The 10,972-nt window shown below is 63.1% G+C and carries 8 protein-coding genes; 2 read left to right on the top strand and 6 right to left on the bottom strand.

Translation table 11 applies throughout. The annotated features are described in order from the left end of the window. From groEL to IT350_18290, 4 genes are all read right to left on the bottom strand, one after another. Positions 1-812: chaperonin GroEL (groEL, locus tag IT350_18275; GenBank protein ID MCC6160005.1), on the bottom strand; the 812-nt coding region annotated here is incomplete at its 3' end. Between the two features lie 41 nt (positions 813-853). Next, on the bottom strand, positions 854-1,144 hold the full coding sequence (gene groES, locus IT350_18280; protein ID MCC6160006.1) for a co-chaperone GroES: 291 nt from the start codon (positions 1,142-1,144) through the stop codon (positions 854-856). 270 nt (positions 1,145-1,414) lie between these two features. Next, positions 1,415-2,479 (bottom strand): SUMF1/EgtB/PvdO family nonheme iron enzyme, encoded by a 1,065-nt coding sequence (locus IT350_18285; GenBank protein ID MCC6160007.1) that lies wholly within the window; start codon positions 2,477-2,479, stop codon positions 1,415-1,417. Between the two features lie 84 nt (positions 2,480-2,563). Further along, positions 2,564-3,409: a class I SAM-dependent methyltransferase gene (locus IT350_18290; protein MCC6160008.1), complete on the bottom strand. Its 846-nt coding sequence runs from the start codon at positions 3,407-3,409 to the stop codon at positions 2,564-2,566. A 181-nt stretch (positions 3,410-3,590) separates the two neighbouring features. On the opposite strand from IT350_18290, the gene IT350_18295 reads away from it, so the two are divergent. Both IT350_18295 and IT350_18300 read left to right on the top strand, forming a co-directional pair. After that, on the top strand, positions 3,591-4,175 hold the full coding sequence (locus IT350_18295) for a YceI family protein (protein MCC6160009.1): 585 nt from the start codon (positions 3,591-3,593) through the stop codon (positions 4,173-4,175). A 111-nt stretch (positions 4,176-4,286) separates the two neighbouring features. Further along, the gene (locus tag IT350_18300; GenBank protein MCC6160010.1) at positions 4,287-5,846 is read left to right on the top strand and encodes a hypothetical protein; all 1,560 of its coding nucleotides are present in this window, start codon (positions 4,287-4,289) and stop codon (positions 5,844-5,846) included. Between the two features lie 19 nt (positions 5,847-5,865). Here the strand turns inward: IT350_18300 and acnA are convergent, their stop codons facing one another. Together acnA and IT350_18310 are read right to left on the bottom strand one after the other, a co-directional pair. Further along, positions 5,866-8,577 (bottom strand): aconitate hydratase AcnA, encoded by a 2,712-nt coding sequence (acnA, locus tag IT350_18305; GenBank protein MCC6160011.1) that lies wholly within the window; start codon positions 8,575-8,577, stop codon positions 5,866-5,868. A 180-nt stretch (positions 8,578-8,757) separates the two neighbouring features. Beyond that, the coding region (locus tag IT350_18310; protein ID MCC6160012.1) for a dihydropteroate synthase at positions 8,758-10,972 on the bottom strand (2,215 nt) is incomplete at its 5' end.

Genomic DNA, 10,972 nt, shown 5'->3' on the forward strand with positions numbered 1-10,972 from the left:
AGCGTGCCGCGCAGCTTGTTGACGACGAGCGTGGCGAGCGCTTCGCCCTCGACATCCTCGGCGATGATGAGCAGCGGCCGACCGGAGCGCGCCACGGCTTCGAGCACGGGCAGAAGATCCTTCATGCTGCTGATCTTCTTTTCGTGCAGCAGCAGGTAACAATCCTCAACGATCGCTTCCATCCGCTCGGGATCGGTCACGAAGTAGGGCGACAGGTAGCCGCGATCGAACTGCATGCCCTCGACGACTTCGAGGGTGGTGTCCATCGACTTGGCCTCTTCGACGGTGATGACGCCTTCCTTGCCGACCTTGTCCATCGCCTCGGCGATGATCTTTCCGATCGTCTCGTCGTTGTTGGCCGAGATGGTGCCGACCTGGGCGATCTCGTTCTGGTCCTGGGTCTGGCGTTTGATCTTGTCGAGTTCCTCGAGCACGATCGTGACGGCTTTGTCGATGCCGCGCTTCAGCTCCATCGGGTTCGTTCCCGCGGCCGTCATCTTGAAGCCCTCGCGATAGATCGCCTGGGCCAGAACCGTGGCCGTGGTGGTGCCGTCGCCGGCGATGTCCGAGGTCTTGCTCGCCACCTCGCGCACCATCTGGGCGCCCATGTTCGAGAATTTGTCCTCGAGCTCGATCTCCTTGGCGACCGTGACGCCGTCCTTGGTGACGTTGGGCGCGCCAAAGCTCTTGTCGAGAATGGCGTTGCGTCCCTTGGGTCCGAGCGTCACCTTCACCGCGTCGGCCAGCGTATTCACGCCTTCCAGAATCTTCGTACGGGCTTCCTGCCCGAACAGGATCATTTTCGCAGGCATAAGCGGTCCTCCTTAAAGCCGGAATTCGGCGAGGGTGTTGGTTATTTCTCGATGACGCCGAGGATGTCGTCCTCGCGCATCATGAGGAACTCATCGCCGTCCACCTTGATCTCGGTTCCGGCGTACTTCGAGAACAGGACGCGGTCGCCGACCTGGACGTCGAGCGGGGCCACGTTGCCGTCGTCTTTCTTCTTGCCTTTTCCCACGGCGACGATCTCGCCCTCCGCCGGTTTTTCCTTCACCGTGTCGGGGATGATGATGCCGCCCTTGGTCTTCTCCTCCTCGGTGAGGCGCTTGACCAGTACTCGGTCCTGCAGGGGTCGAATCTTCATGGCGTTCTCCTTTCGACGTGTCGCTTTCCGAAGCGCAAACAACCCGTTGGCCCGACGTCCTCCACGGACGCCAAGCAAAATAACTCGATGAATGTGTCTGGTCGGCTCCCGCTCCGTCGGCTTTCCCTCGTCGGCACGAGCAAAGGCCGCTCCCCACGGGAACCGTGCGGAAACGTATGCATGGATTGAACCTTGTCAAGAGGCGATGCGAAAAAAAGTGAACGAAACTCGCGTTTTGATGAGGCTTTTCGCGAATTTACTGGAAAACCGTCAGTTTCGGGCGCAACGGAAACCGACGTGGTCGCTCACGCCCTCGGGAGCCTCGGCGTTGCGGTGCGAAAGACGCAGCTTCGTTTCATAGAAGTCGTGACGCCAGGCGCCGCCTTTGGCGATCCTCATGGACCCGGTCTCCGGCCCTCCAGGATTCGACTTCGGGCTCACGGAGTAGTAGTCCGCGCCGTAGTAATCGGCGACCCACTCCCACACATTGCCCGTAAGATTTTGAATGTCGTAGGGACTCGGGGTATCGGCAAACGCGGTGACGGGCGCTGGTAATGCGTATCCGTCGTCGCGGCCCTGATCGTCCCAGTTCGCCAGCGTCGGGTCCCATTCGTCTCCCCACGGATAAACGCCGGAGCCGTTACCCCGTCCCGCTTTTTCCCATTCCGCCTCGGTCGGAAGTCGCTTGCCTCGCCATTCGCAGTATGCGTCCGCCATGAACCAGTTGACGCCGATCACCGGCGTATCCCAGTTCAGGTCCAGGTCGGCGGGCTCGATGGCCGGCGTCGCGCAGGCACCCGCCTCCATGCATTCGTTGTACGCCTCGAACGATACCTCGGTTCGGTCCATCCAGTACGAGTCCAAATGGACCCGATGGATCGGCATTTCGTCGGGATAGCACATCGAATCGACCGCGGGGTCGCAGCCCACCCATGTCGGACCGTCTTCGATACGCACCATGTCGCACACATCCACCGGCGCAGAGCGGCCCACGACGGCATCTCGGCCATCCTCACGGGCGATGACCTGAAAACGAAGGTCATCCTCGCAGGGGAGAAAATCCGTGACCGCGTCCCGGACCGATCCGGAGACCTCCGCGACCAGACCATGTTCGCCGTTCGAGCCGAGCCGCTGGATGACGAATGCACCGGGGTCGTGGCTGTAGGACCAACGCAGACGCAGAGTGGTCTCGCCGATCACCTCGACCACGAGATCGCTCGTATTCGCATCGTCCGAATCACCCGTCTCGGTCCCGGAGTCCGCATGTTCGTCCGCTTCCGTCCCAACGGCGCCGTCGGACGCGCATCCGACGATCAGAACAAAAAACGTGACCATGCAAACTAAAAATGTCGAATATCGACGGCGAATTTGGAACCACATATGCCACCCTCCAACCGATCGTGTTCTTTTTTTGCGCTCTCAACGGTTGGAATCGGCAGGGAGGGATCGAACCAAGAGAAAAATGTAACCTACGGGTGCAAATTGCGCGATTCGGTCCAGCTTTTCCGCGATCAGCAATCCCCATTTGTGTAACGATCGACCCAACGCCCAGCCCAAGTGCCAGTTCCCCAGGCGGTCGAGCGCGTCGAGCAACCGAGGCCATCGGACGCGCGCGGTACTCTTGCGAAAACCAAAGGCGGCGAAAATGGCGGTCTTGAGCGCGAGCCGTAACGCGTGCGCCGGAAAGAACCACAGGAAGTGGAACACCCACGAAAAAAAACCGCCCATCGGACGCAGGTCCCGCAGTTCGAGCCCGGCGCCGCGAGCAAGTTCTCGGATGTCTTCCTGGGTGTAGCGGCGGAAACCGTGTCGACCATAAAGAGGATACGACCAGGTTGCGGGAACGACGATGAGCGCTCGTCCGCCCGGGGCTAGTACCGCGGCGAGCTCGCGCGTGACAAGCCGGTCGTCTTCGAAATGCTCGTAAGCCGTCAGCGAAATGGCGAAGTCGTATTCGCCGCCGAGACGGGAAAGTCGATGGGCGTCGATCTTCGTGAAGGAGCGGACGAAGTCGTCCGGGACTTGTTCGATCTCCCAAGTCTGCTCCGTGATATCGACGCCCATGTAAGTGCCACGCACGCCGACGTCGAGGAAGAAGAGGGCGTAGCGCCCCGAGCCGCAGCCGATGTCGAGGATGCGCGCGGGATTCGGGCAATACCGCCGGATGTAGTCCGGCGTCATTAAGGAAATGCGTCGACGAAACGGCGATCCGTAGAACGCCTCGTCGGTCTTGCGTCCCGAGAACTGCATGGCGTCGTATAGCACAAGGGAGGCGAACCGCGACAGGGCCGCGTCTCGCCGACGCGTGGGAATTGACGACAGTCGGCGAAATTTCGGATGATGTCGTGATTTCCGTCATGGTGCGTACCACTCAGTATGGATAGGTTTTGCGCAGGCACGATGTCCGTGTCCGCAAACCCGATAACCTACGACGACAGGAGTTCCCATGCGACGATTCGGAAAGTGGCTATTCGTTCTCACCCTGATTCTCGTTCCGGCGATCGCGTCGGCACAGTCGTTCGCAATCGACCCAGCGCATACGACCGTGGGCTTTTCGGCGAAGCACTTCGGCGTTTCCAATGTGGCCGGCGCTTTCAGCGACGTGACCGGATCCCTGGAGTGGGACGGCAAGAATCTCGAGACCGCCAAAACCGAGATCAAGATCGCCGCGAAGTCGGTCGACACGCGAAACGCGAAGCGCGATGACCACCTGCGCAATGCCGATTTTTTCGAGGCCGCGAAATTTCCGTCGATCGCGTTCAAGTCCAAATCAGTAAAGCTGACCGGCCAAAACACGGCGACGGTCGTCGGCGACCTGACGATCAAGGCGATCACGAAGGAAGTGACGCTCGACGTGACCTTCAACGGCACGGTGGATGACCCGTGGGGTAACGAGCGCGCGGGGTTTTCGGCGACGGGTAAACTCAATCGCCACGACTGGGGCGTCACCGCGCCGGGCGCCACAGACAAGGCGATTGGTGACGAGATCAAGATCACCATCGAGACCGAGTTCACGCGCCCGAAGAAGTAGCCGTTCACCTTCACCCCGCCTCGCTTCGCTCGTCACCCCTCTCCCGCCGGCGGGAGAGGGGCCGGAGCGAGGGCTGCACCGAAACTCCCCGGCGCGCTATGATCGCCCGCCATGAACTCAGCTTCCGATCATTGGCTTGCCCGGGCTGCCATGTGGCTCTCCGACCGGTGGCTGCCGATTCTCGCCGCTTGGCTCGTCGTCCTATTCCTACTCCTCGTTCCCTCCCTGCGTCTCAAGCTTTTCGCCGACGACTTCCACTCCTGGCGCACGGTCACGCAACTCGCCGACCGACCCGTCACCGACCTGTTGCTGCGCACGTACAACCCCGAGTTCTACCGACCGCTGGAATTCGCCCTGATTCTTCTCAACGTGAAGACCGTGGGCCTCGACCCCGTCGTGTACCGGCTGGCAACGGTTATCGGGCACCTGCTCACCTGCATGGCGATTCTTCTGCTGTGCGTGCGTCTGGGATTCGGCCGCGTGGCGGGGACGGCGTCGGCGATTCTGTTCGGCATCCATCAGACAAACGCCATGGCCGTGCTCTCGAACGACGCCGCGAGTCAGGTGTTCATGACGCTCTTCGGCTTGCTAGCCCTGTGTGCGTTGCTCCCCGCGGGCGGACGTCTCGCGATGCGGCATGTGATCGCGGCGTGTACGTTTCTCGCGCTCTCGCTGCTATGGAAGGACTCAGGCACGGGATTCGTCGTCGCCGCGATCCTGCTCGTGATCGTCGATCGATGGCCCGTGGATGGACGCCGGCGCGCGATCATCGCGATTGTCGCCATGGCGGCGGTGTTGGCCGCATACCTCTGGCTGCGAGCCCGTTCGGGCGTGATCCCGCCGGTCTTCGGCTACCGCACGCGCTACGAACTGTGGGCGGGTTGGAATCTCCTTGTGAATCCCGTGATGATGCTGATCTCGATGATCACCCCGGTGGGATCGACGGTCGTGCTGCTGCGCCTGCGTCGCGTGGGGTTCATGGCGGCGACGGGCGTTTCCATCGCGTTCGTCGCGGCGGGTCTCGTCATCGGCCTCGTCTATTTTTACCGACGCTTTCCGGAACACCGCCGACGGCTGCTGCTGCTCGCCGCGATTTTCGTCATCTTGTTCTACCCGGACGCACTCATGGTGCACGTCAGCGAACTCTACACGTACAAACCCAACGCGATCTTTTGCGTTATTCTGGGCATCGGTGTTCTCGACGTCTACCACTGGGCGATCGAGCGGCGTCGCGCGGTGCTCAGCGGCCTGCTGGCGGGTCTTATCGTCGCGCTCTTCGCGTGCCACGCGCTGTCGATCAAACACAAGGAATGGCTGATGCGCAACAACGCGGAAGTCGCGGAGCTGTTTCTCAAAACGATGCGGCACGAAGCGCCCGCGATCGGTCCCGAGACCGCCGTGGTGCTCGCCAACGCACACGCGGGACCGGCGCCGAATTACTCCGTCTTTTACATGGAAGGCGTGCACGTGCTCGGCGGCCCGCAGGTGCTGGAACTCATCTACGGGGTCAAGCCGCGCAGTTACGATGTCGTGGATGAGGCGCGCGTGGACGCGACCTGCCGGGCGCGCGGAGGCGAATGCCTGACAATCCGCTACGACCGGGGCTCGGTCGAGGTGTCCGTTCGTCGCGGGGAGTCATGGAGCGCCGCCGCCACCCCGCGGGAAAAATAATCGACTGGGCGCGCCTCGCTCAGACCGACTTCATGAAGTCACGCAGGACCATCTGCAGAATCCCGCCGTGTCGGTAGTATTCGACATCCATCACCGAATCGAGACGGCTTCTCGCCGTAAACGTCACGCTCGTTCCGTCAGCCCGCGTCGCGACGACCTCCACCTGTTGGCCGGGCGTCGGCTGCGATCCGAGGCGAATCGTGAACTCCTCGTCGCCCGTCAGCCCGAGCGAATCCGCGTTTTGTCCGTCCTCGAAGACGAGCGGCAATACGCCCATGCCCACGAGATTGCTGCGGTGGATCGTCTCGAACGACTGCGCGATCACGGCCCTGACGCCGAGCAGAAACGTACCCTTGGCGGCCCAGTCGCGACTCGAACCCATGCCGTAGTCGCGCCCGGCCAGCACGATCGTCGGCGTGCCGGCCGCTTTGTAGCGCAGGGCGGCTTCGTGGATGCTGACGACCTCGCCGGTCGGCCAGTGCGTCGTCACGCCGCCCTCGGTGCCCGGCGCGAGTTTGTTGCGGATGCGGATGTTGGCGAAGGTGCCGCGCGTCATGACGCGGTCGTTGCCGCGGCGCGCGCCGTAGGAGTTGAAATCCTTCTTCTCGACGCCGTGCTCGATCAGATAGCGGCCCGCCGGACTCGTCTCGGGAATATTGCCCGCGGGGCTGATGTGATCGGTCGTCACACTGTCGGCCACGCTGACCAACGCCCGCGCGCCTTCGACATCCGCTCGCGCGGCGGGCTCGTCCGGCATGTCGATGAAAAACGGCGGCTCCTGGATATACGTGCTCGAATCCTTCCAGTCGTAGACCTCGCCGGCTGAAACCGGAATCGCGTTCCAGTCGGGATTCGACGACTCGACACCGTCGTACTCGGCGTGAAACAGCGCGGGATCATTGGCTTGCGCGAGGCTTGCCGCGATCTCTTCCGCGCTCGGCCAAATGTCGCGCAGAAAGACCGGGCCGTTCGCTCCCTGGCCGATCGGCTCGTTTTCCAAATCGATGTTGACCGTGCCCGCGAGCGCGTATGCCACGACGAGCACGGGCGAGGCGAGGTAGTTCGCACGGGTGCGCGGATGCACCCGGCCCTCGAAGTTGCGGTTGCCCGAAAGGACCGCCGCGGCCACCAGATCGCCGGCCTTGATCGCCGACTCGACATGGTCGGGCAGAGGGCCGCTGTTGCCGATGCACGTGGTGCATCCGTAGCCCACGACGTGGAAGCCGAGCTTTTCGAGCCAGGGCAGCAGGCCGGTCTTGTTCAGATAGCCGGTGACCACCTTCGAGCCGGGCGCGAGGCTCGTTTTGACGTGCGGTTTCGACGACAGCCCGGCCAGGGCGGCTTTTTTCGCGAGCAGTCCCGCGCCGATGAGCACGCTCGGATTACTCGTGTTCGTGCAGCTCGTGATGGCCGCGATCACCACGTCCCCATGACGCAGTTCGCCCGACGCGCCGTTCGGATACGCAACGGCGGCGGCAGCGCCGAGTTTGTCCGCCGCGAGCGCGAAGCCGCGTTTGTCGAGCGGGGCGGTGAGGTCGGCGTTCCACTTCGCCTTCATGTCGGTGAGCGCGATGCGGTCCTGCGGACGTTTGGGCCCCGCGAGCGAGGGAACGACCGATGCCAGGTCGAGCTCGACGACCTTGGTGTAGACGGGATCGGGTGTGGCGTCGGTTCGGAACAGGCCCTGTTCCTTGCACACGCGTTCGACCAACTCCACCAACTCCGCGGGGCGACCCGTGTAATGCAGAAAGTTCAGAGTTTCGTCATCCACCGGGAAGAATGCGCAGCGCGCGCCGTATTCGGGGGCCATGTTCGCGATGGTTGCGCGGTCGGGCAGGGTGAGGCGCGAGAGACCGGGGCCGAAGTATTCGACGAATTTGCTGACCACGCCGGTTTTGCGCAGCAGTTCGGTGACGACGAGAACGAGATCGGTGGCCGTCGCGCCGAGCGGCAATTCGCCGGTGATCTTCACGCCCACCACCTCGGGCGGCAGCATGAAAAACGGCTGGCCGAGCATGACCGCCTCGGCTTCGATGCCGCCCACGCCCCAGCCGAGAACGCCGAGGCCGTTGATCATCGTCGTGTGCGAGTCGGTGCCGACCACCGAGTCGATGTACGCGAGCGTTTCGCCGCCGTCCGCGCGCGTCTGCACGACGCGGGCGAGGTATTCGAGATTGACCTGATGGCAGATGCCCGAGGCCGGCGGCACCACGCGGAAATTGGAGAGCGCCTGCTGGCCCCAACGCAGAAACTCGTAGCGCTCGCGGTTGAGCCGAAACTCGATTTCGGTGTTTCGCTGCGCGGCGTCGCTCGAGCCGAAGACGTCGACCTGCACGCTGTGGTCGATGACAAGGTCCACGGGCAGGATGGGATTGATCCGCGACGCGTCCTTGCCGCGCCGGGACATGGCGCTGCGCAGCGCGGCGAGATCGACGACCGCGGGCACGCCGGTGAAATCCTGCATCAGCACGCGTGCCGGCATGAACGGCACGTCGAAGGTCCCGGGATTCGTCGCGTCGAACTTCGCGAACTTCGCGATGTCGTCCGACGTGACGGAAAGGCCGTTTTCGGAACGCAGCACCGACTCCAGCACGACCTTGATGGAAAACGGCAGACGCGAGACCGCGCCGACACCCGCTTCCTCGAGTTTTCCGAGCCGGTAAAACGAAACGGGACCATTCGCGGTGTTCAGAGTCGATCGTGCACCGAAACTGTTTCGCAGTGCGTTCATGAGTAGCTCCCCAGGTACGGCCGCGACCGTTGGCGGATCGAATCGGCCCGAAGAAACATCAAAAACGACGCCCCTTCATTCAAAAGGCGTCGAATCTCACAAATTCACGGTGTCCGAAAGGTCGGAACGACCGGGCGGTACGCTATCGCCGAGCGCGCTCGAAATCAAGTTTTCGCGTTCTCAAACCGTGAAGTATTTGGCTTGCGGGTGGTGACAGACGATCGCCGACGTCGAAAACTCGGGCACCATCTGGTAATTCTCAGTGACCGCCACGCCGATCCGGTCCGCGCTCAGTAAATCCAGGAGCACACCGTTTGCCGAAAGGTCGGGGCACGCGGGATAGCCGAATCCGTAGCGTCCGCCCGCGTATTTCTGCGTGACGAGGTCCTGCCAACTCAGCTTTGCCGCCTCTCCGATGCCCAAATCGTGGCGCATGAGCTCGTGCGCGTATTCGGCCAGCGCATCCGTCGCTTCGGTCGCGAGCCCGTGGAACAGATAGTAGTCCTGAAACGCGTCGCGCTCGAAGACGGCCTGGGCCCGCTCCTCGGCCGCGTCGCCGATCGATGCGATGAAGAGCCCGGCGACATCTCCGTCCGGATGGAAGAAATCCGCGATGCAAAGACCCGCGCCGGACTGTTGGCGCGGAAATTCGAGGCGGATTTCGCGGCCTTCGTGCGTCAGAACGAGCGCATCGCCGTCGGGCCGCGCGGCAAACCAGCCGTAGGCGATCTTCGGCGTGAACAGGCGCTCGGCCTTGATGACGCGCTGGAACTCCCGGTACTTGGGACGCACGGTCTTCTCGATCAGCTCTCGATACTCGCCCGCGCCCATTTCGCCGCGCCGAAATCCCCAGCGCCCGCGGAAGAGAGCGATCTCGTTGAGATATGACCAAACGGCTTCGATTTTCACATCTTCCACGATTCGCGGGCCCCAGAACGGCGGCGAGGGCGGCGTGACGCGCTCGATGACCATCGGGGCGACAGGCGCGGCATCACGCGGCGTTTCGACGACGATCTCGGGGTCCGGCGGCGTCTTGCCCTCGGCGACGTGCTGCATCGCCACGAGCCCCGCGAAGGCGTCGGCGCAGTAGCTCACGGTACCCGACGTGTAGGCGGGTTTCAGGCTGTCACGCACGAATTCGGGGGTGAGCGCCGCACCGCCGACCAGCACCGGTGTGGTGAATCCCGCGTCGGACATGGCCTTGAGGTTGTCGATCATCAGCATGGCGGAACTGACGAGCAGGCCCGACATCCCGACGACGTTCGCGCCGTGCGCGCGGGCTTCGTCCATAATTCGCTGGACAGGGACCTTGGTGCCGAGGTTGACGACGCGAAAGCCGTTGTTGCTGACGATGATGTCGACGAGATTCTTGCCGATGTCGTGCACGTCGCCGCGCACGGTGGCGATGACGAGCGTCTTCGCCGCGCCCGCGCGGTTCGCCGCCGAAAAGTGCGGCCGGATGCGGTCCACGGCACGCTTCATCGCCTCGGCGCTCTTGAGCACGAAGGGCAGTTGCAGACGTCCCGCGCCGAACAGATCGCCGACGTGCTTCATGGCGGGAACGAGAAGGTCGTTCAGGATTTCCTCGGCGCGCAGATCGGCGAGGAGTTCATCGAGCGCGGGTTCCACGAGCGTCGATTTGCCTTTCACGATCCCTTCGTGAACCGCTTCGCGCGGCGAGAGCGTGCGCGTGTCGCCTTCCGACTCGAAATCCGCCCGCGTCTCGAAGTGGCGGATGAACGCCTCGATCGGTTCTTCACCGCGATCGAACAACAGATGGTGCGCGACCTCGATGTCCGCCGCGTTCAGTGCGGCGAGGGGCACGATGTGTTTGGGATTCAGGATCGCCGCGTCGAGACCCGCCTTCAGGCACTCGTCCAGAAAAACCGAGTTTAGAACGCGACGCCCCTTCATCGAGAGGCCGAAGCTCACGTTCGAAAGCCCGAGCAGCGTCCACGCGCCGGGGATCTCCGCCTTGATCTGCCGGATCGCGTTGATGGTCTCCATCGCCGAGGTCCGAAGCGACGGATCGCCGGACCCAACGGTGAACGTGAGCGGATCGATAAACAGATCCTGCGCGCGCAGGCAATACCGTGTCACGCAACGATCGACGAGGCGCTTGGCGATGGCGACCTTGCGTTCGGTCGTCATCGCCATGCCCTCTTCGTCAATGGTCAGGCACACCAGGGCCGCGCCGTGACGTTTCGCCATGGGGCCAACCAGGTCGGCGCGCGTTCCGCCGTCCTCGAGATTGATCGAATTGACGACGGCGCGCCCGGCATAGCGCTTGAGCGCGAGCTCGGCCACGTCGGCGTAGTTCGTGTCGATCATGATCGGCAATCGGCATTCGCGCGCGGCCCGCGCGACCATCACGTCCATGTGCGCGCGTTCGTCC

This window comes from Deltaproteobacteria bacterium, from assembly GCA_020845895.1.
In the GTDB taxonomy this organism is placed as follows: Bacteria; Lernaellota; Lernaellaia; order JACKCT01; family JACKCT01; genus JADLEX01.

Excerpts from the sequence above, each read along its gene's own strand:
- groES (MCC6160006.1), bottom strand. The coding sequence starts at position 1,144 with ATGAAGATTCGACCCCTGCAGGACCGAGTACTGGTCAAGCGCCTCACC.
- IT350_18285 (MCC6160007.1), bottom strand. The coding sequence starts at position 2,479 with ATGGTCACGTTTTTTGTTCTGATCGTCGGATGCGCGTCCGACGGCGCC.
- IT350_18295 (MCC6160009.1), top strand. The coding sequence starts at position 3,591 with ATGCGACGATTCGGAAAGTGGCTATTCGTTCTCACCCTGATTCTCGTT.
- IT350_18300 (MCC6160010.1), top strand. The coding sequence starts at position 4,287 with ATGAACTCAGCTTCCGATCATTGGCTTGCCCGGGCTGCCATGTGGCTC.
- acnA (MCC6160011.1), bottom strand. The coding sequence starts at position 8,577 with ATGAACGCACTGCGAAACAGTTTCGGTGCACGATCGACTCTGAACACC.